Source organism: Streptomyces sp. NPDC031064 (assembly GCF_055570965.1).
This window is the reverse complement of record NZ_JBVIGF010000011.1, coordinates 26,005-52,919: the sequence shown is the minus strand read 5'-3', so window position 1 is coordinate 52,919 and position 26,915 is coordinate 26,005. Positions and strand designations below refer to the sequence as shown.

Here is a 26,915-nt window from a genome sequence, read left to right as displayed (position 1 = left end):
CTAGGGGAGCGAGCAGGTGCCGTCCGACACCTGTAGGCCCTTGTCGGCGCCTGCCGTCCGGTTCACGACGGCCGGTACGCAGCCGGCTCCGTCGAGACTGTAGGGGTAGGGAATGGCGACCGTGGTGGTGGACCGCGGGTCGGGGCCCGCGGGGTGGTTCTCGCTGCCGGGGGCGGACCAGGTCACGTTGTCGAAGACGTTGCCGCTGACCTGCCAGTAACCGGCGGCGTCGGTGTAGAAGGTGCCCAGGACGTCCTTGGAGTCCTCGAAGTAGTTGGCGTCCACCTTGGCGCGGGCGCCGGCGCGGGAGTTGATACCGGACTCGTTGAGGCGCACGTAGTGGTTGTTGTACATGTGGGCCGTGCCGCCGCGCAGCAGGGGAGCCCGGGAGTCGATGTTCTCGTAGAGGTTGTGGTGGTAGGTGATGAAGCCGTTCGACAGGTCGCTCTCACTGGACCCGACGAGGCCGCCCCGGCCGGAGTTGCGCAGGATGCTGTAGGACAGGGTCACGTACTGGGTGTTGGCCTTCATGTCGAAGAGGCCGTCGAACCCCTCCGACTCCCCACCCGACGCTTCCAGGGTGACGTGGTCCACCCAGACGTTGCGGACGTTGCTCTCCATGCCGATGGCGTCACCGCCGTTGGACGTGGGGGTCCCCGACTTCTTGACGTTCCGGACGGTGACGTTCTGGATGATGATGTTGCGGGCCTCGCGTATGTGGATGCCCAGTTGGTCGAAGACGGCGCCGCTGCCGACCCCGACGATCGTGACGTTGCTGATCTGCTTGAGCTCGATCACGCCGTCGGCGGTGTTGCAGCTCCCGCCCGACACCTTCTTGGTGTTGCCGTGGTTGATGGTGCCCTCGACCTGGATGGTGATCGGGGTGCCGCTGCTTGCCCGGCCGCACAGGGCCGCGTGGATCGCGGTCCCCGTGGTGGCCCGTACCGTCTGCCCGCCCGCACCGCCGGTGGTCCCGCCGTTCTGCGTCGCGTAGCCCGTGACCCCACCGGTCGCCGCCGACGCCTCGGGGGTCGTCAGCACCGCACCGGTCGCGGCGGCAAGCGCCGCCGTGGCCAGCACCGCACAGAGTCGTCCTGCGACTGTTCGTCTCATTCCCGCTCCTCGCTCCTCGTCGTCCTCGCGCGCTGGGAGCCGCTGCTCCATGCCCTAGTGGTCCCGGCAGGCCGTTGAGGTTGCCGCCCGGACCGCCGCCGTGGAACGCGACGCCCGTGTCGGGAACCCCGGAGGCGCGTTGACACTCATCGTTCGTGGGTATGGGAGACCGGCGCGCAAGGGTGCCGAAGCTCCCCCGATCTCCAGTGAGTTGAGGATCTGACGTGATCTTGTCATCGCACCGACGCCTGGCAGTGGGCGCCGTCCTGGTCTCCGCCATCGTGGGTGGGGTGGTCGCCCCCGCCACCGCCCAGGCCGCGCCCGCCACCGCCCAGGCCGCCCCGGCCGCCTTCACCCCCGCCGCGCACACCGCGACTCCCGCGCCCGACATGGAGGGCGTGGTCGCGGCCCTGAACGCCGCCATGGCCAACGGCGCGCCGGGCGCGATGGCCCGGTTCACCGGACCCGAGGGCGTCCAGGCCCGGGCGGTCGGCGTGCGGGACCGGGACTCGGGCGCGGCCATGGACACCCGGGCGCGCTTCCGCGTCGGCAGCGTCAGCAAGACCTTCTCCTCCGTGGTGCTGCTCCAGTTGGTGGACGAGGGCAGACTTGAGCTCGACGCTCCGGTGAACCGGTACCTGCCCGGGCTGCTGCCGGACGACCGGATCACGGTGCGTCACCTGCTGACCCACCGCAGCGGCCTGGCGGACTACACCGAGAAGATGTTCGCCCACACCGTGCCGGGCTTCGAGTCCGTACGGAACCGGGTCTTCAGCTACCAGGAGCTGCTGGACCTCTCGCTGGGCGAACCGCGCACCACCGAGCCGGGCGCGGCGTACAAGTACTCGAACACCAACTTCGTCGTGGTGGGCATGCTCATCGAGGAGATCACCGGCAAGCCGGTCGGCCGGGAGTACGAGCGCCGCATCATCAAGCCGCTGCGGCTGCGCAACACCGCGTACGTACACCCCGACACGCGCGTCAAGGGCCTGCACGTGCGCGGCTACCTGCACCCCGACGAGGCCGGCGCGCCGCTCGTCGACTCCACCGAGCAGACGGTCTCCTGGGCGCAGTCGGCCGGGGCGGTCATCTCCGACCCGGCGGACCTGAACACCTTCATGACGGCGCTGATGCGGGGCCGGCTGCTGTCGCCGCGGATGCTGGACGCCATGACCACGGTCACCCCGACGGACGCGACGAACACCCGGTTCTACGGGCTCGGTCTGCGCCGCTACGACCTGTCCTGCGGCGCCCAGGTGTACGGCCACACCGGCACCGTGCAGGGCTACTACACCTACGCCTTCGCCACCCGGGACGGCCGGCGCGGCCTGTCGGCGATGGCGAACACCTCGAACCGGGGGGCGGCCAACACGGCGCTCGGCGGATCGCTGGAGGCCGCGTTCTGCGGGAAGAAGCCGGCAGCGGCGGCGCCGTCGTCCCGCGCGGCGCGCGACGTGCCGGTGGCGCCCGCCGAGGCCGACCTGCCCGAGCGCCGCTGAGACAGGCCGGTGCCGGGCCGCGCAGGCGCGGCGCCCGGTGGGTCTTGCGTGGCCGTACGGGTGGATCGGCGGGCCGCGGTGTTTGCCCGGGGTGACGCGGGCGCACCCATCCGTCGACCGAGACCTGTCACACGGCACGTAAGGACGTACATCATGGCCGGTACCGACAAGCGGCAGCAGTTCGAAGAGATCGACACCGACGGCGACGGGTACATCACGCTGGACGAGCTGAGGACCTCCCTGGACGGCGACAGCAGGGTCAGCCCGAGCCACGTCGAGATCATCATGCGCATGGCTGACGAGGACGGCGACCGCCGCATCGGCTACGAGGAGTACGCCCAGTTCGTCCGCTGACTTCCCGTCACAACGACTGAGAGGCGCACCCGGGGACCCCGGGTGCGCCGCCTCAAGGGCTCCTCGCGGGAAAGGCCGCCGGGCCGCAGCGGTACTCAGCTCACGTGGGCGGCGATGGTTCGCGCGCACGCCATGGACTCGGTGTGCGTCGTGTCCACCTCCACGTCGTAGGACACCCCCTCGTGAACCACGGCCGCCTGCGACGCGGCCATCCCCTGGACGCGGTCTCCTCGCGCGACCTCACGCCCCGCGGCGACCGCGCTCTCGCACCTGACGCCGACCCACAGCACGGCCAGTCCGCCCAGAGCCTTCCGCCACCGCTGCTGGGACTCCGCCCCGCCCAGGAAGACGTCGTCGATGATGACCCTGGCGCCCGCACGGACCATCGCCACGACGCCCTCCATCCAGGCCGCCTCCAGCGCCCGGAACTCCTCCCCGACGCTCACCCCGCCGTCCGCGGCGAAGGTGATCCCCTCGTCCGACGCCCGCATCCTCGCGGGCATGGCGTCGACGAACGAGTCGCACCCGAACGCCAGCCAGGGATCGGGCAGTACGGCCTGGAGGCACCGTACGATCCCGGACTTCCCGGCGCTGGAACCACCGTTGAGAATGATCATCTGAGTCGTCACCGCGCCACCGTACGGCGCCCGCGCGGCCTTTGGCGACGTCAGGCCGCTGCCTCCACCCGTGCGTGGCCCGGGGTCTCCTGCCGTACGACGCGCCGGCGCCGGGACGGCAGCATGCCCGCCGCCGGGTGGGCGACGCCCCAGGCCGCGCCCTTGCAGATCAGCTCCTTGTAGAGGGCGGCCACGCGGCCCGTCAGGGCGCTGTCCTTCGTCCGGTCGTCGGCGGTGACGAACTGGATCAGGCCCTCCTTGCGGCCGAGGGAGACGCACTGCTGGAAGTAGCGGATGGGGACGTGGGGGACCTTGGCGTCGCCGGCGAGCCGGGCGGCGATGGCGTCGGCGGCCTGCCAGGCCATCGGGACGCCCGAGGCGCAGGACATGCGCAGCGGCTTGTCGTTCGGGCCGATCGCCATCGCCGCGTCGCCCACGGCGTACACGTCCGGGTGGGAGACCGAGCGCATCGTGCGGTCGACCACGATCTGGCCGCGGTCGGTGACCTCCAGGGTGGTGGCCCCGGCGATCGGGTGGACGGCGAAGCCGGTGGTCCAGACGGTGGCCTTTGAGGGGATGGTCCGGCCGTCGGCGGTCGTCACGGCGTCCGCCGCCACGGCGGTGACCGCGGCGTGTTCGTGGACCGTGATGCCGAGCCCGTCCACCACCTTCCGCAGGTGGGCGCGGCCCTTCTGCGAGAGCCAGTCGCCGAGGGCGCCGTGGGCGGCCAGGGCGACGTCGAGGTCCGGGCGGGCCTCGGCGATCTCCGTCGCGGCCTCCAGCCCGGTCAGGCCGCCGCCGACCACGACCACCGGCATGCCGGCGCCCAGGGCGGCCAGGCGGTCGCGGAGGCGGACGGCGCCGGGGCGGCCGGCGATGTCGTGGGCGTGCTCGGCGACGCCGGGGACGCCCCCGTCGTTCCAGCCGCTGCCGAGGGCGTAGACGAGGGTGTCGTACGCCAGCTCCTCCAGGCCCTGACCGGCGGTGACCGTCACCGTCTTGCGGTCCGCGTCCACGGCGGTGACCTTCGCGAGCTTCAGCTCCACGCCCGTGCCCGCGAACATCTCGCTGAAGGGCCGGGGCTTCAGGTCCTGGCCGGCCGCGATCTGGTGCAGCCGGACGCGCTCGACGAAGTCGGGCTCGGGGTTGACGAGGGTGATGGTGACGTCCTCGCGGTGCAGCCGCTTGGCGAGGCGGCCGGCGGCGGTGGCTCCGGTGTAGCCGGCTCCGAGGACGACGATGCGGTGCTGCATGTGCCTGCTCCTGTCTGCGAGGGTCACGCCGTTGTCGTGCGCGGTTTCGCCCCTTGAACCGGGCAGCGCGGCGTTTCCTGACAGGATCGGGATGTGAAGCACGTCACATCGGGTCGGAGGGTGGTCAGAGGGTGTGGAGCGGGGTGCCGCCGCCGAGGCCCCCGGCGGCCCACTGCTCGGTTGCGCGGACGAGCTTGTCGGGGTTGACCTGGCTGCGGATCGCGACGATGCCCTCCGCGGTGACCTCCAGGCACGTGATCGCGACGACCCGGCCGTCCACCACCGCCACGATGGCGGGCTCGCCGTTGGCGGTCGTGGCGTAGATGTCGGGCGCGCCACCGATGTGGGCCCGCTTGGCGTCGCTGGGCTTGAACAGGCCGCGCAGGAACTTCGCGACCGCGAGCGCGCCCTCGAACGCCTTCGCCCGGGCCGGGACCTTCCCGCCGCCGTCGCCGGCCGCGATGGCGTCCTCGGTGAGCAGGCGTACGAGGGGTTCGGTACGGCCACTGGTCGCCGCCGCCAGGAACTCCTCGACGATCCTCCGCGCGGCGGCCTCGTCGATCTCGGTACGCGCCTTGCCGGCCGCGACGTGCTTCTTGGCCCGGTGGTAGGTCTGCTGGCTGGCGGCCTCGGTGATGTCCAGGATCTCGGCGATCTCCCGGTGCGGGTAGTCGAAGGCCTCACGCAGCACGTACACCGCCCGCTCGCCCGGCGACAGGCGCTCCAGCAGGACGAGGACGGCGTACGACACCGACTCGCGCTGCTCGGCGGTGTCGGCCGGACCGAGCATCGGGTCCCCGGCGAGCAGCGGCTCGGGGAACCACTGCCCCACGTAGGTCTCCCGCCGGGCCCGTGCCGAAGTGAGCATGTTGAGGCACAGGTTGGTGAGGACCTTCGTCAGCCAGGCCTCCGGCACCTCGACCCGCTCGACGTCGGCCGCCTGCCAGCGCAGGAACGTTTCCTGCACGGCGTCCTCGGCCTCACTCGCCGAGCCGAGCAGCCGGTAGGCAATGGCCTCCAGCCGGGGCCTGGCAGCCTCGAACCGGTCGACGTCACTCATGAGCAGGGCCATGCCCGCGATCCTAGCCGGGCTTCTCGAACGCGTGCCCCTCCAGCGGGCGTCGAGGCATCCTGCACGTGAGGGCCGGCAGACTGCTTCCGCCGCGTTCGCCCACCGTCAGTCCCCCGTCACGGGGGCGGGCGCGGCCCACGCGAGGCCCGGTCCGGAGACCGCCTCGAACCTCCCGCGGCCCCCGCCCCGCCCGCCCCCGCCGCGCAGGCCCTCGCCGCGCCGCCCCCCCCGCGCCCCACCCGGACCACCCGGCCTTCCACGTCACCGACGACACCGGCCCGCCCTGTCCAGGGACGCTCGCGAAACCGTCCAAAGTGGCCGGAGAAAACCGGGACCACGCCCCGCGCGCCGCTAGTGTGCCCCACGCCCTCGACGCGGGCCCGCGCGGAGAACCCCGCCGAACCCGCCACCGCGCTGCCCGGCCTACCACGGTGTCAGCGCCGTGTCAGGTCCGTATGGGCGGGGCCTCGCATACTCGTTTCCGAGCTCGCAGAGAGGGGAGGGAGGGGGTGCGCGCCCCGGACACACCATGACCACGAATCACTTCTCACCTACGTCCCCGGTGTCCCCCGACGCGCCGATGTCCGTCGTCCTCGACCCCGGCCCGCCCCCCTACGACGCCCCGCCCGTCCTGGAGTTGCGCGGCCCCCTCGACACCGGCCGCCTCGAAGCCGCCCTGGAACGCATCGCCGCGCGGCTGCCCGACGGCCCGCCCTGGCAGCACCGGCTCCAGCGCCACGGACCGGGCCACCACACCCTGACCCTGACCACGGGCGCGCCCGGCGACTTCCCGGCCGGCCTGCTGGCCGACCTGCTCACCGACGCCACGACCACGGCGGCCGGCCCGCTCGTACGCGGTGTCGTCCCGAGCCCGCTCCAGCGCGACCTGCTGTCCGACGCCGACGCCACCACCGATCCGGCCGCGGCCCGCCACGTCGGGCAGCTCGCCTGCGTGTGGCACGGCCCGCTCGACCCCGAACGCTTCACGGCGGCCTGGCAGTCCCTCGTCGACCGCGAGAGCGTGCTGCGCTCCGCCTTCGACGACAGCCCCGAGCCGCGGATCGTCGTGCACGACCGCGTCCGGGCCGACGTCGTACGGCTGCCGCACGGCTCCGCCGACTGGACGGCGCTCGTCGAGGGCGACCGGCTGCGCGGCCTCGACCCGCGCACCCCCGGGCCGCTGCGCGTGACCGTGCTGGGCGGCGGGCCCGTCGTGTCCGTCACCGCACCGCCCACACGGGTGCTGCTCACCTACCACCACGCCCTGCTCGACGACTTCAGCGCCCGCCTGCTGCTGCGCGAGTTCACCCGCGCCTACCTGGCCGGCGGCCGGCTGCCGGGCGGCGAGCGGCGCCCCGACATGGGGGACTACACCCACTGGCTCGCGGGCCAGGACACCACCGCGGCACGGGAGTTCTGGTCCTCGGCCGCGCCACCGCCCGGTGCCGCGCACTCGCCCCTCCCGGCGGCCCCTCGCGCCTCCACCGCCGCGGGCACCGGAACCGGCCGCGCCCGGCTGCGGCTCACCCCCGCCCAGACCGCGCGGCTCGGCGCCTGGGCGGCCGGCTGGGGCGGCACCGAGAGCGGCGCGCTCCAGGCGGTGTGGGCCCTGCTGCTGTACCGGGCCACCGGGTCCGCCGACGCCGAGCCGGTCCGCTTCAGCGTGGCCGTGTCCGGGCGCGGCATCCCGTTCGAGGGCGTGGAGCGCCTGCCGGGTGCCCTGCGCAACCCGCTGCCCCTGTCCGTCGTGGTCGACCCGCGCGCCACCGTGCCGCAGCTCCTGGCCGAACTGCGCGACCGGGCGCTGGACATGGCGGCGTACGAATGGGTCTCGGCGGGCCAGATCCACGCCTGGACGCAGGACCGGGACCGGAACCAGGACCGGGGCCAGGGCCGGGGCCAGGGCCGGGACCGCCACGACCGGGACCGGGACCGCGATCGGCCGTCCGCCCCGCCGGGCACCCTCGTCGTCTTCGAGAGCCGGCCGCGTCCGGCGGACGACCTCGCCCCGGAACTCGCCGCCGAGGGGATCCGCCTGGAGCCCCCGGTGACGCTCGCCGCCCGGACGGCGTTCCCCCTCACCCTCGCCGCCCAGCACGACAAGGACGGCGGCCTCGTCCTGACCGTCTCGTACGACCGCGACCGGGCCGCCGCCGTCGCCGACGTCCTGGCCCACGCCGGGTACCTGCTGCACGAACTGCCGCTCATGCCGGGCGAGTCCACCACCGTCGCCGACATCGTCGAGCTGCTGGCGGACGCCGACACCGAGGCCGGCACGAGCCGGGACGCGCACGCGGCCACCCAGGCGGACGGCGCCGCCGCCGGCCCCGGCCGGAAGGCGCACCCCGACGCCCCGACCGCCACCGCCGCCACCCAAGAGGGCACCCACCGGCCGACGCCTGCCGTCGTCACCCTCCGCCCCGGCCGGGGCCCCGGTGCCGGGACCGTGTGCCTCCTTCCGGCGGCCGGGAACCCGCGCTCCCGGTACGACCTGCTCGCCCGCTCCTACCGGGGACCCGAGGCCCTCGTGCTGCTGGACCCCGTACCCGACGACCCCCACGCCCGTCACACCGCGCTGCGGCCGCTGGCCGACGCGGGCGGGCGCCTGGTGCTGGGCGGTTTCTCCGGATGCGGAGCCACCGCGTACGACATCGCCCGGCTCATCGCCGCGCACGGCGGCCGGCCACCCCTCGTGGTGCTCGCGGCCACCTCGGCCGCCGCCGCGGACCTCGCCCGGCTGCTCGAATCCGCAGCCGAACGCGCCGGATGACGCCTGGATGACCACCGGACGACACCGAAAAGACCCGGCCGTGCAGCGAACGGCCGTCCAACGGACCTCACACCTCTGGAGAACCATGTCCCGTCGCCTGTTCACCTCGGAGTCCGTGACCGAGGGCCACCCCGACAAGATCGCCGACCAGATCAGCGACGCCATCCTCGACGCGCTCCTGCGCCAGGACCCGGCCTCCCGGGTCGCCGTGGAGACGCTGATCACCACCGGCCAGGTCCACATCGCCGGCGAGGTGACCACGTCCGCGTACGCCGACATCCCCGCCCTCGTCCGCGAGACGATCCTGTCCATCGGCTACGACTCGTCGGCCAAGGGCTTCGACGGGGCCTCCTGCGGCGTCTCCGTCTCCATCGGCGCGCAGTCGCCCGACATCGCGCAGGGCGTCGACACGGCGTACGAGAAGCGCGTCGAGGGTGCCGCCGAAGGCGCCGAGGGGGACGAGCTCGACCAGCAGGGCGCCGGCGACCAGGGCCTGATGTTCGGTTACGCGACGAACGAGACGCCGACCCTGATGCCGCTGCCGATCGACCTCGCCCACCGCCTGTCGCGCCGCCTGACCGAGGTGCGCAAGGACGGCACCGTCCCCTACCTCCGTCCCGACGGCAAGACCCAGGTCACCATCGAGTACCTGGGCAGCCGCCCGGTCCGGCTCGACACGGTCGTCGTCTCCTCGCAGCACGCCGCCGACATCGACCTCGACTCCCTCCTCACCCCGGACATCCGCGAACACGTCGTCGAGCACGTCCTCGCCGAACTCGCCGACGACGGCATCAAGCTGGACACCGACGGCTACCGGCTCCTGGTCAACCCCACCGGCCGCTTCGAGATCGGCGGCCCCATGGGCGACGCGGGGCTCACCGGCCGCAAGATCATCATCGATACGTACGGCGGCATGGCCCGCCACGGCGGCGGCGCGTTCTCCGGCAAGGACCCGTCCAAGGTCGACCGTTCGGCCGCCTACGCCATGCGCTGGGTCGCCAAGAACGTCGTCGCGGCCGGGCTCGCCGAGCGGTGCGAGGTCCAGGTCGCGTACGCCATCGGCAAGGCCGAGCCGGTCGGCCTGTTCGTCGAGACCTTCGGCACCGGGACCGTCGCCCAGGAGCGCATCGAGAAGGCGATCGGCGAGGTCTTCGACCTCCGCCCGGCCGCCATCATCCGCGACCTCGACCTGCTGCGGCCCATCTACGGCCGGACCGCCGCCTACGGCCACTTCGGCCGCGAACTGTCCGACTTCACCTGGGAGCGCACCGACCGCGCCCAGGCCCTGAAGGCCGCGGCCGGCATCTGACCGGCCGGCGTACCCGTACCCCGAGGAGAACCCGACGTGCGCATCGCTGTCACCGGTTCCATCGCCACCGACCATCTGATGGTCTTCCCCGGCCGGTTCGCGGATCAGCTCATCCCCGACCAGCTCGCCCATGTGTCGCTCTCCTTCCTGGTCGACGCGCTGGAAGTGCGCCGGGGCGGAGTCGCGGCCAACGTCGCCTTCGGTCTCGGCGGCCTCGGCCTCACGCCCGTGCTGGTCGGGGCCGTGGGCGGCGACTTCGCCGAGTACGAGGTCTGGCTCAAGGAGCACGGGGTCGACACCGGGCGGGTCCACGTGTCGGCGGAGCGGCAGACCGCCCGGTTCATGTGCATCACGGACGAGGACGCGAACCAGATCGCCGCCTTCTACGCGGGCGCCATGCAGGAGGCCAGGGAGATCGACCTCCGGCAGCTCACCGGCCCGGGGGAGGAGCGGCCCGACCTGGTCCTGGTCTGCCCCAACGACCCGGCGGCGATGCTCCGCCACACCGCGCAGTGCCGCGAACTGGGCCTGCCCTTCGCCGCCGACCCCTCCCAGCAGCTCGCCCGGCTGGACGGCGCCGAGGCACGGGACCTGGTCGACGGCGCCCGCTGGCTGTTCACCAACGAGTACGAGGCCGCCCTGCTGCTCGAACGCACCGGCTGGGACCGCGAGACGGTCCTCGGCAAGGTCGACGCCTGGGTCACCACACTCGGCGAGGCGGGCGTACGGATCGACCGGCGCGACCACGACCCGCTCACCGTCCCGGCGGTCCCCGATGCGCCCGTCGCCGACCCGACGGGCGTCGGCGACGCCTTCCGGGCCGGTTTCCTGGCGGCGGTCGCCCGTGGGCTGCCCCTGGAGTCCGCCGCCCGGCTCGGCTGTGTGGTGGCGGGCGAGGCGCTCGGCGCCGTGGGCTCGCAGGCGTACCGGGTCGATCCGGAACGCCTGCTGGCGACGGCCACGCGCGCGTACGGCGCCGAAGCGGCGCGGCTCCTCGCACCCGGCCTGGGTGACGGGTCCTCAGAGGACCCGTCATGAGCGGGACGAGGGCGGACGCCCTCCGCGAGGCGCTGGCCACCCGTGTGGTGGTGGCCGACGGGGCCATGGGCACCATGCTCCAGGCGCACGATCCCTCGCTGGACGACTTCCAGCAGATGGAGGGGTGCAACGAAGTCCTGAATGTGACCCGGCCGGACATTGTGCGGTCGGTGCATGAGGAGTACTTCGCGGTCGGTGTGGACTGTGTGGAGACGAACACCTTCGGTGCGAATTTCGCGGCGTTGGGGGAGTACGACATCCCGGAGCGGGTGTTCGAGCTGTCGGAGGCGGGCGCGCGGATCGCGCGTGAGGTGGCCGATGAGTTCACGGCTTCCACCGGTCAGCAGCGGTGGGTGCTGGGGTCGATGGGTCCGGGGACGAAGCTGCCGACGCTGGGCCACGCTCCTTATGTGAAGCTGCGGGACGCGTACCAGCAGAACGCGGAGGGGATGATCGCGGGCGGTGCGGACGCGCTGCTGGTGGAGACCACGCAGGACCTGCTCCAGACCAAGGCGGCGGTTCTCGGCGCGCGCCGGGCTTTGGAGACCTCGGGTGTGGACCTGCCGCTGATCGTGTCCGTGACGGTGGAGACCACCGGCACCATGCTGCTGGGCTCGGAGATCGGCGCGGCGCTGACCGCGCTGGAGCCGCTGGGCATCGACATGATCGGTCTGAACTGCGCGACCGGTCCGGCCGAGATGAGCGAGCACCTGCGCTATCTGGCACGCCACTCCCGCATCCCGCTGTCGTGCATGCCCAACGCCGGCCTGCCGGTGCTGGGCAAGAACGGCGCGCATTATCCGCTGACGGCGCCCGAGCTGGCGGACGCGCAGGAGACGTTCGTACGGGAGTACGGGCTGTCGCTGGTGGGTGGCTGTTGCGGTACCACCCCGGAGCACCTGCGCCAGGTCGTCGAGCGTGTCCGCGACCTCGCCCCGGCTCCGCGTGATCCGCGTCCGGAGCCGGGTGCCGCCTCGCTGTATCAGACGGTGCCGTTCCGGCAGGACACCTCGTACATGGCGATCGGTGAGCGGACGAACGCGAACGGGTCGAAGAAGTTCCGTGAGGCGATGCTGGAGGGTCGCTGGGACGACTGTGTGGAGATGGCCCGGGACCAGATCCGTGAGGGCGCCCACATGCTCGACCTGTGCGTGGACTACGTGGGCCGTGATGGTGTGGCGGACATGGAGGAGCTGGCGGGCCGCTTCGCCACCGCTTCCACGCTGCCGATCGTGCTGGACTCGACCGAGGTCGACGTCATCCAGGCCGGCCTGGAGAAGCTCGGCGGCCGTGCGGTGATCAACTCGGTGAACTACGAGGACGGCGACGGGCCGGAGTCCCGGTTCGCGAAGGTCACCGCCCTGGCCAAGGAGCACGGGGCGGCCCTGATCGCGCTGACCATCGACGAGGAGGGTCAGGCCCGTACCCCGGAGAAGAAGGTCGAGATCGCCGAGCGGCTGATCGAGGACCTGACCGGTAACTGGGGCATCCATGAGTCGGACATCCTCATCGACACCCTGACCTTCACCATCTGCACGGGGCAGGAGGAGTCGCGCAAGGACGGTATCGCCACCATCGAGGCGATCCGTGAGCTGAAGCGGCGTCACCCGGACGTGCAGACCACGCTGGGTCTGTCGAACATCTCCTTCGGCCTGAACCCGGCCGCCCGCATCCTGCTGAACTCCGTCTTCCTCGATGAGTGCGTGAAGGCGGGTATGGACTCGGCGATCGTGCACGCGTCGAAGATCCTGCCGATCGCCCGGTTCAGCGAGGAAGAGGTGCGGACCGCCCTCGACCTGATCTACGACCGCCGCAGCGAGGGCTACGACCCGCTCCAGAAGCTCATGGCCCTGTTCGAGGGGGCCACGGCCAAGTCGCTGAAGGCGGGCAAGGCGGAGGAGCTGGCCGCGCTGCCGCTGGAGGAGCGGCTCAAGCGCCGCATCATCGACGGCGAGAAGCAGGGGCTCGAAACCGACCTGGACGAAGCCCTCACCAGCCGCCCCGCCCTCGACATCGTCAACGACACCCTCCTGGCCGGTATGAAGGTGGTCGGTGAGCTGTTCGGCTCGGGCCAGATGCAGTTGCCGTTCGTGCTCCAGTCGGCCGAGGTGATGAAGACGGCGGTCGCCTACCTCGAACCGCACATGGAGAAGTCGGACGACGAGGGCAAGGGCACCATCGTCCTGGCCACCGTCCGGGGCGACGTCCATGACATCGGCAAGAACCTCGTCGACATCATCCTGTCCAACAACGGCTACAACGTCGTCAACCTCGGCATCAAGCAGCCCGTCTCCGCGATCCTCGAAGCCGCCCAGGAACACAAGGCCGACGTCATCGGCATGTCGGGTCTCCTGGTCAAGTCGACCGTGATCATGAAGGAGAACCTGGAGGAGCTCAACCAGCGCGGCCTGGCCGCCGACTATCCCGTCATCCTCGGCGGGGCGGCCCTCACCCGGGCGTACGTCGAGCAGGACCTGCACGAGATCTACCAGGGCGAAGTGCGCTACGCCCGCGACGCGTTCGAGGGCCTGCGCCTGATGGACGCGCTGATCGCGGTCAAGCGCGGCGTCCCCGGCGCCACCCTCCCCGAGCTGAAACAGCGCCGGGTCAAGGCGACCGCCACCGCCGTCCCCGACGAGCTGCCCGACGACGGTCCCGGGCGCTCCGACGTGGCCACGGACAACCCCGTACCCACGCCGCCCTTCTGGGGCACCCGGGTCGTCAAGGGCATCCAGCTCAAGGAGTACGCCTCCTGGCTCGACGAGAACGCCCTGTTCAAGGGTCAGTGGGGGCTCAAGGGTGACGAGACCATCGACGCCGAGGGCAGGCCCCGGCTGCGCGGCTGGCTGGACCACCTCCAGACCAACAACCTGCTGGAGGCGGCCGTCGTCCACGGCTACTTCCCGTGCGTCTCCAAGGGCGACGACCTGATCATCCTCGACGAGAACGGCTCCGAGCGCACCCGGTTCACCTTCCCGCGCCAGTCTCGTGGCCGCCGGTTGTGCCTGGCGGATTTCTTCCGCCCCGAGGAGTCCGGCGAGACCGATGTGGTCGGCCTCCAGGTCGTCACCGTCGGGTCGCGCATCGGCGAGGCCACCGCCGAGCTGTTCGCCTCCGACTCCTACCGCGACTACCTCGAACTGCACGGCCTGTCCGTCCAACTGGCCGAGGCCCTCGCCGAGTACTGGCACGCGCGCGTACGCGCCGAACTGGGCATCTCGGCGGCGGACCCGGCCGCGCTGGACGGCATGTTCCGCACCGAGTACCAGGGCTGCCGCTACTCGCTGGGCTACCCCGCCTGCCCGGACCTGGAGGACCGCGCCAAGATCGCCGACCTGCTCCGGCCGGAGCGGATCGGGGTGCACCTCTCCGAGGAGTTCCAGCTCCACCCCGAGCAGTCCACCGACGCCATCGTCGTCCACCACCCCGAAGCGAGCTACTTCAACGCGGGAGGCCGCCGGTCATGACCACCCTGCGCGACATCCTCGCCGCGGGCACGCCCTCGTTCTCGTTCGAGTTCTTCCCGCCCAAGACGGAGGCGGGGACCCGGACCCTGTGGCGGGCGATCCGCCGGATCGAGCCCCTGGCCCCGACGTTCGTCTCGGTCACCTACGGCGCGGGAGGCTCCTCCCGGGACCGTACGATCGAGGTGACCCAGCGGATCGCCGCCGAGACGACACTGCGTCCCGTCGCGCACCTCACCGCCGTGGGTCACTCCACCGCCGAGCTGCGCCGCATCATCGGCCAGTACGCCGACGCGGGCGTACGGGACGTCCTCGCGCTGCGCGGCGACCCGCCCGGCGACCCCAACGCGCCCTGGACGCCCCACCCGCACGGCTTCACCCACGCCCACGAGCTGGTGTCGCTGGTCCGGGAGCTGGGCGACTTCAGCGTCGGGGTCGCCGCCTTCCCCGAGCGGCACCCGCGTTCGCCGGACTGGGAGAGCGACATCCGGCACTTCGTGGCCAAGTGCCGGGCCGGCGCGGACTACGCCATCACCCAGATGTTCTTCGACGTCGAGGACTACCTGCGGCTGCGCGACCGGGTCGCGGCGGCGGGCTGCGACACCCCGATCATCCCGGAGATCATGCCGGCCACCGACGTACGCCAGATCAGCCGCTTCGCCGAGCTGTCCCACGCCACCTTCCCCGCCGACCTCGCCCGGCGCCTGGACGCCGCCCGGGACAACCCGGCGGCCGGCCACCGCATCGGCGTGGAGCACGCCACGGCCATGGCCGACCGGCTGCTGGCCGAAGGCGCGCCGGGCCTGCACTACATCACGCTCAACCGGTCCACCGCGACGCTCGAGATCCACCAGAACATCCAGAACTCAAGGAGTGCACATGTCCTCGCAGCCGCCCGCTGACTTCACGGACTTCAAGGTCGCGGACCTCTCCCTGGCCGAGTTCGGCCGCAAGGAGATCACCCTCGCCGAGCACGAGATGCCGGGCCTGATGGCGATCCGCGAGGAGTTCGCCGAGGCCCAGCCGCTCGCCGGCGCCCGCATCACCGGCTCCTTGCACATGACGGTCCAGACGGCCGTGCTGATCGAGACGCTGGTCGCCCTCGGCGCCGAGGTCCGATGGGTCTCCTGCAACATCTTCTCCACCCAGGACCACGCCGCCGCCGCCATCGCCGCCGCCGGCATCCCGGTCTTCGCCTGGAAGGGCGAGACCCTTCAGGAGTACTGGTGGTGCACCGAGCAGGCCCTGACCTGGCCCGGCCACGCCGGGCCGAACATGATCCTGGACGACGGCGGCGACGCCACCCTCCTGGTCCACAAGGGCGTCGAGTACGAGAAGGCCGGTGCCGTGCCGGACCCCTCCACGGCCGACAACGACGAGTTCCGCGTCATCCTGGAGCTGCTCGGCCGTACGTCCCTGAAGTGGACCGAGCTCGCCGCCGGCATCCGTGGCGTCACGGAGGAGACCACCACCGGTGTCCACCGCCTGTACGAGATGCACCGCGAAGGCGCTCTGCTCTTCCCCGCGATCAACGTCAACGACGCCGTGACCAAGTCGAAGTTCGACAACAAGTACGGCTGCCGCCACTCGCTGGTCGACGGCATCAACCGCGCCACCGACGTCCTCATCGGCGGCAAGACCGCCGTCGTCCTCGGCTACGGCGACGTCGGCAAGGGCTGCGCCGAGTCGCTGCGCGGCCAGGGCGCCCGGGTCATCGTCACCGAGATCGACCCGATCTGCGCGCTCCAGGCGGCGATGGACGGCTACCAGGTCACCACCCTCGACGACGTCGTCGAGAGTGCCGACATCTTCATCACCACGACCGGCAACAAGGACATCATCATGGCCTCCGACATGGCCAGGATGAAGCACCAGGCGATCGTGGGGAACATCGGCCACTTCGACAACGAGATCGACATGGCCGGCCTGGCCAGGATCCCGGGCATCGTCAAGGACGAGGTCAAGCCGCAGGTCCACACCTGGACCTTCCCCGACGGCAAGAAGATCATCGTGCTGTCGGAGGGCCGCCTGCTCAACCTGGGCAACGCCACCGGCCACCCCTCGTTCGTGATGTCCAACAGCTTCGCCGACCAGACGCTGGCCCAGATCGAGCTGTTCACCAAGCCCGAGCAGTACCCGACCGACGTCTACGTGCTGCCCAAGCACCTCGACGAGAAGGTCGCCCGCCTCCACCTCGACGCCCTCGGCGTCAAGCTCACCACGCTCCGCCCGGAGCAGGCCGAATACATCGGTGTGAAGGTCGAGGGCCCGTACAAGCCCGACCACTACCGCTACTGAGACCACCGAAGGCCGCCGCCCGCGTGGTGCGCGGACGGCGGCCCGACCGGTTCGTCCGGCGGGATGACGTCACGGTTCGAGGTCGACGACCCCCTTGCCGCCCAGGATGTCCAGCGGCACGGAGACCTGATCGTGTGTGATCAGCCATTCGCCGTCGATCTTCCGGAAGCAGAAGGTGACCCGGACCCACATGCCGCCCGCCGCCGTCCCGTCGGGCAGCGTGCCGCCGAGACGGCCGAAGCCGTGCGTGAACGCCACGTCCTCACCCACCGTGAGCATCAAGTCGCGTACCTCGTAGGTCACTTCCTGGAACAACGCGAACACGTTCGACCAGTTCTTGAGTTTCGCGTCGATCCCCACGTGCTGGAGCGGCGGATCGATGTCGAAGGACACGACGTCCGCCGAGTAGAACCGCCTCAGGACCTCAAGGTCCTTCGCCCGGATCGCGTCGATGACTCCGTCGATGTGGCGGCGGATCGCGGCTTCGTCCGTCTCGCCTCGTGCGGGCGTCACCGTCCGTCCTTCCGTGCTCCGGGCGACGACACGGTCCAGCAGTGTGTCCAGGGCGCCGACGTGGTGGGCTCCCGGCTTGAGTGTCGCGTGGTCCTCGAAGTCGGTGTCCAGGGACAGCGAGACCTGCGGGTTCACCGCACCCATCTGAAGGAGCTCGCACAGTGCCCGCAACCGCCGAGCCGCGTGGGCGCCGCCGCGAGCGCCGTAGGAGACGAACCCGACGGCCTTGTGGGTCCACTCCGCGTACAGGTAGTCGATCGCGTTCTTGAGCACGCCCGGGATGGAGGCGTTGTACTCCGGGGTGACCATGACGAAGCCGTCGAAGCGGGCGATGGTGTCCGCCCACGCCCGGGTGTGCCCGTGCTGGTACTGCCCGGTGAGCGCGGGCAGCGGCTCGTCCAGATGTGGCAGCGGGTGGTCGAGCAGGTCGATCACCTCGAATTCGGCGTCGCTGCGGCGGGCGGCCCGCTCGTGGACCCATCGGGCGACCTGGTCGCCCTTGCGGCCCGGACGGGTGCTGCCGATGAGTATTCCGATCCTGGTCATCGCTGTCTCCTGAGGTGTCCCACCCGGGCTCTCCATGGCCGGTGGTGTCTTGCCGGTACGACGAAGTGACCCCGTGGAACGTCAGGGAGAGTCGCGGACCTGACAATCTGACGTGCTGTCTCGTCGGACTGGGGAGGGACGATCCGGGACCAGGGAGCCGCCAAGACCATGACCGACCACACGAAGTCACGACACGACGAGTCCGACGCAGGCTTGGACGCGATCATCAGCGAGCGGCGGCGGCTGATCGGTCTCGCCTACCGGCTGCTCGGTTCCCTGGCCGAGGCCGAGGACGCGGTCCAGGAGACCTGTACCCGCTGGTACGCCATGTCCCGGCAGCAGCAGGACGCCATCAAGTCCCCCGGCGCCTGGCTGACGACGGTCGCCACCCGGGTGTGCCTGGACCTCCTCGGCTCGGCGCGGGTACGGCGCGAGCGCTACGTGGGCGAATGGATACCCGAGCCGCTGCCCGAGCGGACCGACTGGATCAGCGGGCGCCCAGGCACCGCCGCGACCCACCCCGCGGACCCGGCCGACCGGGTCACACTCGACGAGTCGGTGAGCATGGCGTTTCTCGTCACCCTCGAATCCATGACCCCGGCCCAGCGCGTCGCGCTCATCCTGCACGACGTCTTCGGCTACCCGTTCGCCGAGATCGCCGGGATCACCGGCCGCAGCCCGGCGGCATGCCGTGAACTGGCCTCCTCCGCCCGTCGCCGCGTCCGCGCCTCCCTGCCCCCGGAAGGCCCGGCAGCCCACCAGGCCCGCCTCGTCAGGGACTTCAAGCGAGCGTGGGACGCGCAGGACATCAACGCCCTCATCAGCCTCCTCGCCCCCGGCGCCACGTTCACGGCGGACGGCGGCGGTGTGGTCGCCGCCGCGCTCCACCCGATCGAGGGCGGCGAAGGAATCGCGCGCTACCTCACCGACCTCGCCGTCCGGGCGTCCGGCGGCCTGAAGGTCCTGGAGCGCGCGGTCAACGGGCGGGCCGGTCTGGTGATCGAGCATGACGGCGTCACCGTGGCGGTGTACGCCTTCGACGTCGCGGACGACCGGATCACGCACATCTGGGCGGTGCGCAACCCCGACAAACTCCGCCCGTGGACGGCGGGCTGACCGGCTGGACTTCGACCACGGCGTCATCGAGCGCCGGGGGGGAGGGGGAGCGCCGGTGCGGACGCCCTCCTCAAGCCCCGCTCGTGGCCCGCTGGAGGATCCGGGTGAGGCGGTGGCGGGTCGGTGTGGGGGTGCCTAGGCTCGGGGCGTTCGTGCTTCGGCTCGCTCCTCCGTAGACGCACGCATATGGAGTTGAGTGCTGTGGCTATGGCTCGTCTCACCGCGCAGGAGTTGACTGATCCCCATGACGAACACACAGAACGCACAGACGAACGGCACGAAGACGACGCTGGTCATCGGCGGCACCGGCAAGACCGGCCGCCGGGTCGCCGAGCGGCTCAGCGCACGCGGGCTGCCGGTGCGTGTGGGGTCGCGTACCGGTGAGATTCCCTTCGTGTGGGAGGACCCGGGTACGTGGGAGGCCGCGCTGGAGGGCGTCGGGGCCGTGTACGTCACCTACTACCCCGACCTCGCCTTCCCGGGTGCCGCCGAGGCCGTCGGCGCGTTCTCGAAGGTCGCCGTCGAGAAAGGCGCGCGCCGCCTGGTGCTGCTCTCCGGGCGCGGTGAGGAGGGCGCGGTCATCAGCGAGGACAAGCTGAAGGAGTCCGGCGCCGACTGGACCGTCGTACGGGCCAACTGGTTCAACCAGAACTTCAGCGAGAGCTTCTTCCTGGAGCCCGTCCTCGCCGGCGAACTGGCCCTGCCGACCGCCGAGGCCGTCGAGCCCTTCGTGGACGCCGACGACATCGCCGACGTCGTCACCGCCGCGCTCACCGACGACAAGCACATCGGCAAGACCTACGAGCTGTCCGGGCCCCGGCTGCTGAGCTTCCACGACGTGGCCGCCGAGCTGTCCAAGGCCACCGGCCGCCAGATCACGTACATCCCGGTCTCGATCGACGACTACCGCGCGGTGCTGAAGGAGAACGGCCTGCCGGTCGAGTTCGCCGACCTGTTCGGGCTGATCCTCGACGGGCGCAACGCCAGCGTCGTCAACGGCGTCGAGGAGGCCATCGGCCGCAAGCCGAAGGACTTCTCCGACTTCGCGAAGGACGCCGCCGCCAGTGGTGTCTGGAACGTCTGACCCCGTCGGCGGCCCCCACGCCTCCGGCGCCGCCCGCGCGGTTCACAGGACGCACCCGCGCCGGCGGCGCCGGACCACACCCTGAAGGCCCCAGCGCCGGGAGGCGGCCATGACCACAGCCATGTCGAGCGAACGCCTCGACACCCTGCCGGACCACTTCCACGGATTCGCCCTCATGCACGTGGCCATGCGCCGCGACGCGGCCAGGCTGACCGCCGCGGCACCCCGGCTCACCGCCGCCGGACTCGGCCCGGCCGGCGCGTGGTGGCGGCGGCTGCGCGAGGTCATCGACTGGCACCACCACAGCGAGGACGACCTGCTGTGGCCCGAACTGCTCCGCCGCCTGCCCGAGTTCGCCGACCGGGCCCGTGAGCTGGCCGGTGACCACACCGAGCTCGACCGGGCCATGGACGCGGTGAGCGCCGCACTGGGGCCGGGCGGCGACCCGGCCGCCGTGGCCCCGGCCGCCGCCGCGTTCGCCGACGTCCTCCACGACCACCTCGCGGACGAGGAGGAAACCGTCTTCCCCCTCTTCGCCCGCCTCCCCGCCCGCGACTACCTCGCCCTGGAACAGCGCCTGGTGCGCACCGCGCCCCTGCGCGTCCTCACCCACCTGCCGCCGTGGATGTTCGACGGGGCGCCCCGGCGGTCCGTGGCGCTCGTCGCGGCCACCATGCCGCCGCCCGTGCGGCTCCTGGGCCGCACCGCGCTGCGCCGCCGGTACGAAGCCGGACTCGGTGCCATCGTCCAACCCGTACACAGGTAAGGAAGGAACCCGCCGATGCCCGAGGCCGCCCAGCCCGCGCTCACCGCCGCCACCATCGCCATGGGCCTCAGCGCCGGCCTGTACTTCGCCTTCGACGTGTCCGTGCTGCCCGGCCTCGCCCGCGGCGACGACCAGGCGTACCTGACCGCCATGAACCACATCAACGAGGCCATCGAGAACGGGCTGTTCGGGCTCGTCTTCCTCGGCGCCTTCCTGGCGACCGGCGTCGCGGGCGGCCGCCTCCAGCGGACCGGCCGGCGCGCCGCCGCCCGCTGGACGTGGGCCGCGCTCGCCCTCTACACGGCCGCCGTCGCCCTCACCTTCCGCGTCAACGTGCCGCTCAACCGGCGCCTCGCCGCCGCGTCCGGACCGTCCGCGAACGCCGGGGAACTCGCCGCGCTGCGGCAGGCGTTCACCTCCCGGTGGGTGCCGTCCAACGCGGTGCGCACCCTGGCCTGCACCGCCGCGCTCGCCTGCCTCGGCCGGGCGCTCGCCTCCTCCTGTACCTGAGCCCGACGAGCGAACCCCAAAGCCGCGCCCGCCCTCCGGACGTCCCCCGCACGGAGGGCGGGCGCAACCCACGTCCCCAGCGAAAGGGGTCGTCCCATGGACGCACTCACCGGCCTGCTCGAAGGGCCCAAGGCGCGCGGCGCGTTCCTGCTCAGGTCCGTCTTCAACCCGCCGTGGGCGCTGCGTGTCGAGGACCGCGCGCCCATCTCGCTGGTCACCATGGTCCACGGCGACGCCTGGGTGCTCCCCGACCACGGCTCACCCGTCCTCATCCGGCCCGGTGACGTCGCCGTGCTGCGCGGCCCCGACGCGTACACCATCGCCGACGCCCCCGGCACCCCGGTCCAGGTCGTCGTCGGGCCCGAGCAGCGCTGCAACACCACCGACGGCGAGGACGTCACGGAGTCCATGGCCCTGGGCGTACGCACCTGGGGCGACACCATGGGGCAGGGCTCGGCCGTGATGCTCAGCGGCACCTACCAGGCGCCCAGCGAGGTCGGCCGCCGGCTGCTGAACGCGCTGCCCGCCCTGGTCGTACGCCCCCGCGACGCCGGCGGCCACGACCCCCTCGTCGCGCTGCTCGCCCAGGAGATGGGCCGCGAGGAGCCCGGCCAGGAACTGGTCCTCGACCGGCTCCTCGACCTGCTCTTCGTGAGCGTCCTGCGCGCCTGGCTCGCCGAACCCTCGGCCGGCGCCCCCGCCTGGTACCGCGCCCAGTCCGACCCCACGGTCGGCCCCGCGCTGCGCCTGCTGCACGAGAACCCGGGCCACGCCTGGACCGTGGAGTCGCTGGCCCGCAAGGTCGGGGTCTCCCGCGCCGGGCTGGCCCGCCGGTTCGCCGCCGTCGTGGGGGAGCCGCCGATGGCGTACCTGGCCACCTGGCGCCTCACCCTCGCCGCCGACCTGCTGCGCGAACCGGACGCGACGGTGGCGACCGTGGCCCGGCAGGTCGGCTACAGCAGCGCGTTCGCGCTCAGCGCGGCGTTCAAGCGGGTACGGGGCATGAGCCCGCAGGAGTACCGCACCGGTGGCACGGCGAAGGAGGCCCTGCCCCCGGCCGCCCCCTCCCGGACCGTGATCCTGGGGCGCTGAGGCAGGGCCTCCTGTTGGTGGTACGTGAGCCTGGTGGTACGTCAGCCCGGTCGTACGTCGGCCTGGTCGTGGGCTCGTTCAGCCGGCCAGGTCGCGCACCGCCCGGACGACCGCCCACGGGGCCTCCAGCGGCAGCATGTGCCCGGCGCCCGGCACCTCCTCGAACCTCGCCTTCGGCAGGGCCTCGGCGACCGCGCGGCCCAGCTCCGGGGCGACCACCCGGTCACCGGCGCCCGCCAGGACCACCGCGGGGACGCGTACGGACGCCAGCGCCGCGCGCAGGTCCATGCCGCGCGAGGAGCGGAACGCGTCCGCCCGTACCGCCGGCGCCGTGGCCGCGAACATCTGCCGGTTGACCTCCATGGCCCGGGGGTCGGCCCCCTTGCCCATGGTCTGGCCCAGCAGCAGGCGGCCCAGCGCCGGCCTGCGCAGCGCCCGCGAGAACAGCGCGCTGCCCATCATCCGCACCTCGCTGTCGGGCGTGTCCTGGCCGTGCGCGGCCGTGCCGAGCAGGACCAGGCCGCGCAGGGCACGGGCGCCGGACGCCACGTACGACAGGGCCGCGAAGCCCCCGCCCGAATGGCCCACCAGCACCGCGTCCGGCGCGTCCACATGGTCCACGACCGCGCCCAGATCGGCGCCCAGCCGGGCGATCCCGAACGGCTCCCGGCCCGGCGTGGAGGCGCCGTGGCCCCGCTGGTCGTACAGCACCACCCGGTGCCCGGCGCGGATCAGCCGGTCGGCGACGGTGCCCCACACCCGGCGGGCCGCGGCCCAGCCGTGGGCGCACACGACGGTGGAGCCCGAAGGGGCGCCGAGCGGGGGCAGCACGGTGACCGCGAGCAGCGCGCCGTCGTCGGTGCGTACCGTCGTCTCCGTCGCCGCCGGGGCGAACGTCGTCATCGGCTCAGCACCCCGTTCAGCGCCACGAACGCCGCGCTCGTCGCCTTGGAGTGCTCGGCGCCGATGTCGGCCACCTTCGCCAGCACCTTCAGCCAGCCGTGCGGACGGCCCCGGAAGTGCATGCCGATCCTGGTCCGCCGCCCGCCGTCCAGCGGGTCGAGCACGAAGTCACTTGGGCCACGGAAGACCCCGTCGACGTACTCGACCGACAGCCGGCGCCCCGTCTCGACCGCCGTCGTGCGCGCGGTGAACCGCAGCTTAGGGCCGCCCTTGTCGACGCCCTTGGTGTGCACGGTCACCGCGACCTCGCCGCCCACCTCGTCCGGCGAACCGGATCTGACGGCGAAGGTGTTGGCCGGCACCCACCAGCGCGCCCCGCCGCGGAACTCCGCGAGCAGCGCGTCCCACACGACGTCCGGCGGCGCGTCGACGACCGCCTCGTCGATCAGGTCGTAGCCTGTCATGCCACTGCCTCCTTTGCCGAAGAAGCCCTCACCGAAGAAGCCCTAACCGAAGAAGCCCTGGCCCGGCGTGAGGATGTTCGCCGGGTCCCAGCGGCGCTTGGCCCGGTAGAACTCCTCCCACCTGGTGCCGAAGTGGGCCTTCCAGTCGGCCGGCGTCATCCCCGGGATCGCGCCGACCAGATAGCGCTTGGCACCCAGCGCGACGGCCCGGTCGTAGAGCTGCCGGTTCTGCTCCAGCATCTGCTGGATGCCGGTCTCGCCGGGGTTGGGGAAGCGCAGCAGGTCGAAGAGGTAGCCGACGGACTCGTTCGGCTGCACCGCCAGCGGCCGGGTCGCCTTGCGGGTGTAGTACGGGTAGAACAGCAGGAACCCGCCGCCGAGGCTGTCCGCCGTCAGCTCCTTCTCGACCACCTCCATGAACGCCTTCGTCTTGGAGGCCGGCAGGAACAGGCTCAGCCAGGGCTTGGGCTGGTACCAGTGGCCGCTCTCCTTGAGGTACGTCTCGTAGCCGTCGAGCCGGAACATGTAGTCCCGGTAGGCGACGTCCTCGATCACCGCCTGGGCGCGGTTGTCGCGCAGCCCCGCCAGCAGCGCCGCGCGGTCGGGGACGGCCGTGCCCGAGTAGTTGGCGGCCACCTCCATCTTGTAGCGCCAGCCCGAGTCGTCGGGCTTGCGCAGCATCTCGCCCGCCTGGACGTGGAAGCGGTTCTCGGCCATGACCTTCTCGCCGTCGGCGAGGTACGTGGCCAGGTCGTCGTAGAAGAGGCTGAAGACGACCGACCGCTGCGGCGCGGCGATCAGCTTCACCTTGGCCCGCAGGATGATCGCGGTCTGGCCGCCGCCCGAGAGCACCGAGTGGAACAGGTCGGGGTACGCCGAGGCGGACACCGTCAGCAACTGGCCGGTGCCGGTCACCACGTCCAGCGAGTGGACGGTGTCGCACAGCAGCCCGTACTTCTGCACCGTGCCGCCGATGCCGCCGATGGAGAGCGTGCCGCCGATGGACAGGTGCAGGTAGTCGGGGAGGGCCGGCGGCGTCTTGCCCGCCTTCAGGGCCGCGTCGGTGAGCTGGCCCCAGGTCACCCCCGCCTCCACCACGGCGTTGGTGGAGTTGATGCTGATGATCCTCGACATGGCGCGGGCGTCGATGGAGATGCCGCCGGTGGGCACGGCCGCCTGGCCGTAGACGGAGTGCGACTCCTGGTCGCCGTTGGTCCCGCCCTGCCCGTTCACGGCGATCTTCAGGTTGTTCGCCCGGGCGTAGTTGACCATCTTGACGATGTCGCGGTCCGAGCCGGGCCGCAGCACCGCCCAGGGCGCCGACGTCTTCAGCCGGCCGAAGTCGTGGCGGAAGCGCTCCAGGTCCGCCGCCGAGGTCGTCAGGGTGCCGTCCAGCGCCGGGGCCTCGGCCACGGCGACGCCGTCGGACACCTCGGCGGCGGTCGCCCACGACTGGCTCGCGGCGCTCCAGCCGACGACCGAGGCGGCGGTGGCGGCGAACCCGCCCAGTACCTTGCGACGCGAGAGCGTGGTGTTCATCTGCGTGTCTCCCGTTCGGTCATGCGTGGTCAAGGGCGGGTCTTCCGGCGCCGACGGACGTGGCGAGCTGGTACTCGGCCGGGTCGAACCGGCGGGTGCGGCGGCGGAACCGCCAGGTGTACGTGGGCCAGATCGACGGGTTGCGGCCGTGCTCGTCGAGGTACCAGCTACGGCAGTTGCCGGCGTTCCACACCGTGCCGTCGAGCCGCCGCTGCACCTCGTCGTTCCAGGCGCGCTGGGCCTCCGCGCGGACCTCCACACTGGCCAGGCCGCGCTTGTCCATGTGCGCGAGAGCGTCGAGGACGTAACCGATCTGCGCCTCGATCATCACCACCTGCGAGGAGTGCCCCAGCGTGGTGTTGGGGCCCAGCAGCAGGAACAGGTTGGGGAAGCCGGCGACCGTCGTGCCGCGGTGCGCCGCCATGCCCTGCTCGCGCCACACGTCACGCAGCAGCCTGCCGCCGCGGCCGGTGATGCGGCCCGCGACGGGACGGTCGGTGGCCTTGAAGCCGGTCCCCAGGATGATCGTGTCGATCTCGCGCTCGGTGCCGTCGGCGGTGACGATCGACTTGGGGCGCACCTCGGCGATCGGGTCGGTGACCAGGTCGACGTTGGGCTGCTGGATCGCCGGGTACCAGGTGTTGGAGAACAGCAGCCGCTTGCACGCCATGACGTAGTCGGGCGTGAGCTTCCGCCTCAGCTCCGGGTCGGCGACCGACTTCTTCAGGTGGTCGCTCGCCATCTTCTGCATCTTCCCGGCGACCTTGGGCCGCTTCATCACGAAGGCCAGGACCTCGCGGCCCCACATGTTGAAGTTGCGCCGGAAGTTCTGGTAGCCCGGCACCTTGTGCAGCAGCGCCGACTGGAGCGGGCTGGTCGGCTTGTCGTTCTTGGGCCCGATCCACGGCGGGGTGCGCTGGTAGAGGTCCAGCCGCCCCACCTGGGGCTGGATCCTGGGTACGAACTGGATGGCGGAGGCGCCGGTGCCGATGACGGCGACGCTGCGGCCCGTCAGGTCGTGGTCGTGGTTCCACCGCGAGGAGTGGAACACCGTGCCCTCGAAGTCTGCGAGCCCCGGGATGTCGGGGACGGCCGCCTCGGAGAGGTAGCCGGTGCCCGAGACCAGCACCTGGGCGGTGTAGTCGCCCTGCGAGGTCTCGATGTACCAGCGGCGCGTCGGCTCGTCCCAGCGGGCGGCGAGCAGCTCGTGGCCGAAGCGGATGTGGGGGCGCACCCCGAACCGGTCGGCCACGTCCCGCAGGTAGGCGAACAGCTCCTCCTGCTTGCCGAACGTGGACTTCCAGCCCGGGTTCTGCGCGAAGGAGAAGGAGTACAGGTGGGACATCACATCGCACGCGGCGCCCGGGTAGGAGTTGTCGCGCCAGGTGCCGCCCACCTCGTCGGCCCGCTCGAACACCAGGAAGTCGTCCATCCCGCGCTGGAGCAGGCGCACCGCCATGCCCAGGCCGGAGAAGCCGCTGCCGATCACGGCGACCCGCAGGTGCCGGGTCGGCCCGCCGCCCGTCGCCGCGGCCGAGGGCCGGGTGCCGCCGTCGCTGCGCGCCGGTTCGAGAATGCTCGTCACGTCGGCCTCC

Annotated in this window: 21 protein-coding genes and 1 pseudogene; 13 read left to right on the top strand and 9 right to left on the bottom strand. The window is 72.0% G+C overall.

Features of this window, described 5'->3' with window-relative positions; genetic code table 11:
• Positions 1 to 9 precede the first annotated feature (9 nt).
• A pseudogene (locus tag ACZ46W_RS32325) lies at positions 10 to 1,113 on the bottom strand (pectate lyase family protein); the annotation flags it as partial.
• Positions 1,114 to 1,337: 224 nt separating this feature from the next.
• Between ACZ46W_RS32325 and ACZ46W_RS32320 the strand changes: the two are divergent.
• Positions 1,338 to 2,612 carry a serine hydrolase domain-containing protein gene (locus ACZ46W_RS32320; RefSeq protein WP_468345398.1) on the top strand — a complete coding sequence of 425 codons (1,275 nt, stop codon included), beginning with the start codon at positions 1,338 to 1,340 and terminating at the stop codon, positions 2,610 to 2,612.
• A gap of 153 nt (positions 2,613 to 2,765) precedes the next feature.
• The gene (locus ACZ46W_RS32315) at positions 2,766 to 2,966 is read left to right on the top strand and encodes an EF-hand domain-containing protein (RefSeq protein ID WP_468345396.1); all 201 of its coding nucleotides are present in this window, start codon (positions 2,766 to 2,768) and stop codon (positions 2,964 to 2,966) included.
• 95 nt (positions 2,967 to 3,061) lie between these two features.
• On the opposite strand, the gene cpt is transcribed toward ACZ46W_RS32315, so the two are convergent.
• The 3 genes from cpt to sigJ (ACZ46W_RS32300) form a co-directional block, all read right to left on the bottom strand.
• The gene (gene cpt / locus ACZ46W_RS32310; RefSeq protein ID WP_468345394.1) at positions 3,062 to 3,595 is read right to left on the bottom strand and encodes a chloramphenicol phosphotransferase CPT; all 534 of its coding nucleotides are present in this window, start codon (positions 3,593 to 3,595) and stop codon (positions 3,062 to 3,064) included.
• Positions 3,596 to 3,633: 38 nt separating this feature from the next.
• The gene (locus ACZ46W_RS32305; RefSeq protein WP_468345392.1) at positions 3,634 to 4,836 is read right to left on the bottom strand and encodes an NAD(P)/FAD-dependent oxidoreductase; all 1,203 of its coding nucleotides are present in this window, start codon (positions 4,834 to 4,836) and stop codon (positions 3,634 to 3,636) included.
• Between the two features lie 124 nt (positions 4,837 to 4,960).
• On the bottom strand, positions 4,961 to 5,908 hold the full coding sequence (sigJ, locus tag ACZ46W_RS32300; protein ID WP_468345390.1) for an RNA polymerase sigma factor SigJ: 948 nt from the start codon (positions 5,906 to 5,908) through the stop codon (positions 4,961 to 4,963).
• 529 nt (positions 5,909 to 6,437) lie between these two features.
• Here sigJ (ACZ46W_RS32300) and ACZ46W_RS32295 point away from each other — a divergent pair.
• From ACZ46W_RS32295 to ahcY, 6 genes are all read left to right on the top strand, one after another.
• Entirely contained in the window at positions 6,438 to 8,678 is a 2,241-nt protein-coding gene (locus ACZ46W_RS32295) for a condensation domain-containing protein (RefSeq protein WP_468345388.1), read from the top strand.
• Between the two features lie 85 nt (positions 8,679 to 8,763).
• Positions 8,764 to 9,987: a methionine adenosyltransferase gene (metK, locus tag ACZ46W_RS32290; RefSeq protein WP_468345386.1), complete on the top strand. Its 1,224-nt coding sequence runs from the start codon at positions 8,764 to 8,766 to the stop codon at positions 9,985 to 9,987.
• Between the two features lie 36 nt (positions 9,988 to 10,023).
• On the top strand, positions 10,024 to 11,025 hold the full coding sequence (locus ACZ46W_RS32285; protein ID WP_468345384.1) for a carbohydrate kinase family protein: 1,002 nt from the start codon (positions 10,024 to 10,026) through the stop codon (positions 11,023 to 11,025).
• Positions 11,022 to 14,492 carry a methionine synthase gene (metH, locus tag ACZ46W_RS32280; protein WP_468345382.1) on the top strand — a complete coding sequence of 1,157 codons (3,471 nt, stop codon included), beginning with the start codon at positions 11,022 to 11,024 and terminating at the stop codon, positions 14,490 to 14,492. The genes ACZ46W_RS32285 and metH overlap by 4 nt, the downstream gene beginning before the upstream one ends.
• The gene (gene metF, locus ACZ46W_RS32275; protein ID WP_468345380.1) at positions 14,489 to 15,391 is read left to right on the top strand and encodes a methylenetetrahydrofolate reductase [NAD(P)H]; all 903 of its coding nucleotides are present in this window, start codon (positions 14,489 to 14,491) and stop codon (positions 15,389 to 15,391) included. The genes metH and metF overlap by 4 nt, the downstream gene beginning before the upstream one ends.
• A complete protein-coding gene (ahcY, locus tag ACZ46W_RS32270; protein ID WP_468345378.1) occupies positions 15,369 to 16,787 on the top strand; it encodes an adenosylhomocysteinase in 1,419 nt (472 codons plus the stop codon). The genes metF and ahcY overlap by 23 nt, the downstream gene beginning before the upstream one ends.
• Before the next feature lie 69 nt (positions 16,788 to 16,856).
• Here ahcY and ACZ46W_RS32265 read toward each other — a convergent pair whose 3' ends face one another.
• Positions 16,857 to 17,846, bottom strand: coding sequence for an NAD(P)H-dependent oxidoreductase (locus tag ACZ46W_RS32265; RefSeq protein WP_468345375.1), 990 nt, complete (start codon positions 17,844 to 17,846; stop codon positions 16,857 to 16,859).
• Between the two features lie 168 nt (positions 17,847 to 18,014).
• On the opposite strand from ACZ46W_RS32265, the gene sigJ (ACZ46W_RS32260) reads away from it, so the two are divergent.
• The 5 genes from sigJ (ACZ46W_RS32260) (at position 18,015) to ACZ46W_RS32240 (ending at position 22,414) form a co-directional block, all read left to right on the top strand.
• Positions 18,015 to 18,962 carry an RNA polymerase sigma factor SigJ gene (sigJ, locus tag ACZ46W_RS32260; protein WP_468345372.1) on the top strand — a complete coding sequence of 316 codons (948 nt, stop codon included), beginning with the start codon at positions 18,015 to 18,017 and terminating at the stop codon, positions 18,960 to 18,962.
• A gap of 244 nt (positions 18,963 to 19,206) precedes the next feature.
• Positions 19,207 to 20,046, top strand: a complete 840-nt coding sequence (locus ACZ46W_RS32255; RefSeq protein ID WP_468345368.1) for an NmrA family NAD(P)-binding protein — start codon at positions 19,207 to 19,209, stop codon at positions 20,044 to 20,046.
• A 109-nt stretch (positions 20,047 to 20,155) separates the two neighbouring features.
• Positions 20,156 to 20,812: a hemerythrin domain-containing protein gene (locus ACZ46W_RS32250; RefSeq protein WP_468345365.1), complete on the top strand. Its 657-nt coding sequence runs from the start codon at positions 20,156 to 20,158 to the stop codon at positions 20,810 to 20,812.
• 15 nt (positions 20,813 to 20,827) lie between these two features.
• Positions 20,828 to 21,322: an anthrone oxygenase family protein gene (locus ACZ46W_RS32245; RefSeq protein WP_468345361.1), complete on the top strand. Its 495-nt coding sequence runs from the start codon at positions 20,828 to 20,830 to the stop codon at positions 21,320 to 21,322.
• Between the two features lie 96 nt (positions 21,323 to 21,418).
• Positions 21,419 to 22,414, top strand: coding sequence for an AraC family transcriptional regulator (locus tag ACZ46W_RS32240; RefSeq protein ID WP_468345359.1), 996 nt, complete (start codon positions 21,419 to 21,421; stop codon positions 22,412 to 22,414).
• 78 nt (positions 22,415 to 22,492) lie between these two features.
• On the opposite strand, the gene ACZ46W_RS32235 is transcribed toward ACZ46W_RS32240, so the two are convergent.
• Genes ACZ46W_RS32235 through ACZ46W_RS32220 form a run of 4 tightly spaced genes read right to left on the bottom strand, consistent with a single transcriptional unit; the run spans position 22,493 to position 26,905 of the window.
• On the bottom strand, positions 22,493 to 23,317 hold the full coding sequence (locus ACZ46W_RS32235; RefSeq protein WP_468345357.1) for an alpha/beta fold hydrolase: 825 nt from the start codon (positions 23,315 to 23,317) through the stop codon (positions 22,493 to 22,495).
• Positions 23,314 to 23,781 (bottom strand): SRPBCC family protein, encoded by a 468-nt coding sequence (locus ACZ46W_RS32230; protein WP_468345354.1) that lies wholly within the window; start codon positions 23,779 to 23,781, stop codon positions 23,314 to 23,316. The genes ACZ46W_RS32235 and ACZ46W_RS32230 overlap by 4 nt, the downstream gene beginning before the upstream one ends.
• Positions 23,782 to 23,823: 42 nt before the next feature.
• Complete coding sequence (locus tag ACZ46W_RS32225; protein ID WP_468345351.1) at positions 23,824 to 25,320, bottom strand: FAD-binding protein; 1,497 nt, start codon at positions 25,318 to 25,320, stop codon at positions 23,824 to 23,826.
• A gap of 19 nt (positions 25,321 to 25,339) precedes the next feature.
• Positions 25,340 to 26,905 (bottom strand): flavin-containing monooxygenase, encoded by a 1,566-nt coding sequence (locus ACZ46W_RS32220; protein WP_468345348.1) that lies wholly within the window; start codon positions 26,903 to 26,905, stop codon positions 25,340 to 25,342.
• Positions 26,906 to 26,915: the final 10 nt, after the last annotated feature.

What these genes read in the sequence shown, in the direction of transcription:
- ACZ46W_RS32315 (WP_468345396.1), top strand. Translation starts at nt 2,766, where the DNA reads ATGGCCGGTACCGACAAGCGGCAGCAGTTCGAAGAGATCGACACCGAC.
- ACZ46W_RS32295 (WP_468345388.1), top strand. Translation starts at nt 6,438, where the DNA reads ATGACCACGAATCACTTCTCACCTACGTCCCCGGTGTCCCCCGACGCG.
- metF (WP_468345380.1), top strand. Translation starts at nt 14,489, where the DNA reads ATGACCACCCTGCGCGACATCCTCGCCGCGGGCACGCCCTCGTTCTCG.
- sigJ (WP_468345372.1), top strand. Translation starts at nt 18,015, where the DNA reads ATGACCGACCACACGAAGTCACGACACGACGAGTCCGACGCAGGCTTG.
- ACZ46W_RS32225 (WP_468345351.1), bottom strand. Translation starts at nt 25,320, where the DNA reads ATGAACACCACGCTCTCGCGTCGCAAGGTACTGGGCGGGTTCGCCGCC.
- ACZ46W_RS32230 (WP_468345354.1), bottom strand. Translation starts at nt 23,781, where the DNA reads ATGACAGGCTACGACCTGATCGACGAGGCGGTCGTCGACGCGCCGCCG.
- sigJ (WP_468345390.1), bottom strand. Translation starts at nt 5,908, where the DNA reads ATGGCCCTGCTCATGAGTGACGTCGACCGGTTCGAGGCTGCCAGGCCC.
- ACZ46W_RS32250 (WP_468345365.1), top strand. Translation starts at nt 20,156, where the DNA reads ATGACCACAGCCATGTCGAGCGAACGCCTCGACACCCTGCCGGACCAC.
- ACZ46W_RS32235 (WP_468345357.1), bottom strand. Translation starts at nt 23,317, where the DNA reads ATGACGACGTTCGCCCCGGCGGCGACGGAGACGACGGTACGCACCGAC.
- ACZ46W_RS32265 (WP_468345375.1), bottom strand. Translation starts at nt 17,846, where the DNA reads ATGACCAGGATCGGAATACTCATCGGCAGCACCCGTCCGGGCCGCAAG.
- metH (WP_468345382.1), top strand. Translation starts at nt 11,022, where the DNA reads ATGAGCGGGACGAGGGCGGACGCCCTCCGCGAGGCGCTGGCCACCCGT.
- ACZ46W_RS32305 (WP_468345392.1), bottom strand. Translation starts at nt 4,836, where the DNA reads ATGCAGCACCGCATCGTCGTCCTCGGAGCCGGCTACACCGGAGCCACC.
- ACZ46W_RS32240 (WP_468345359.1), top strand. Translation starts at nt 21,419, where the DNA reads ATGGACGCACTCACCGGCCTGCTCGAAGGGCCCAAGGCGCGCGGCGCG.
- metK (WP_468345386.1), top strand. Translation starts at nt 8,764, where the DNA reads ATGTCCCGTCGCCTGTTCACCTCGGAGTCCGTGACCGAGGGCCACCCC.
- ACZ46W_RS32245 (WP_468345361.1), top strand. Translation starts at nt 20,828, where the DNA reads ATGCCCGAGGCCGCCCAGCCCGCGCTCACCGCCGCCACCATCGCCATG.
- ACZ46W_RS32255 (WP_468345368.1), top strand. Translation starts at nt 19,207, where the DNA reads ATGACGAACACACAGAACGCACAGACGAACGGCACGAAGACGACGCTG.
- ahcY (WP_468345378.1), top strand. Translation starts at nt 15,369, where the DNA reads ATGTCCTCGCAGCCGCCCGCTGACTTCACGGACTTCAAGGTCGCGGAC.